1 pseudogene is annotated in these 393 nt (G+C 42.2%); it reads right to left on the bottom strand.

The annotated features are described in order from the left end of the window. A pseudogene (locus GFC01_RS18525) lies at window positions 1-393 on the bottom strand (TRCF domain-containing protein); the annotation flags it as partial.

Genomic DNA, 393 nt, shown 5'->3' with positions numbered 1-393 from the left:
CTGTTTATACATTTCAATCTTTTGCTTGCCATCCGAAATATAAGTGTCTGGGATGTAAGCATCAATTTGCAGATCAATTTCTGGCTCGAATTTATCTTGAGCCGTTGTATCGCCTCTTCTTTCCTCAATGGCTTCTTTCAGCATTTGAGAATAGAGATCGAATCCAACCGAATCAATGAAGCCATGCTGCTGAGCACCAAGTAAATTCCCTGCTCCTCGAATCGTTAAATCACGCATCGCAATTTTAAACCCAGATCCGAGCTCTGTGAATTCTTTAATGGCTTGAAGTCTTTTCTCCGCAACTTCAGAAAGAACTTTATCTTTTCGATACGTGAAATAAGCATAAGCGACACGGTTCGAACGCCCGACTCGTCCTCTTAGCTGGTACAGCTG

The organism is Desulfofundulus thermobenzoicus (assembly GCF_009428905.1).
GTDB classification, from domain to species: domain Bacteria; phylum Bacillota; class Desulfotomaculia; order Desulfotomaculales; family Desulfovirgulaceae; genus Desulfofundulus_A; species Desulfofundulus_A thermobenzoicus.
The sequence above is the reverse complement of the archived record's forward strand: the minus strand, read 5'-3'. Positions and strand labels throughout refer to the sequence as shown.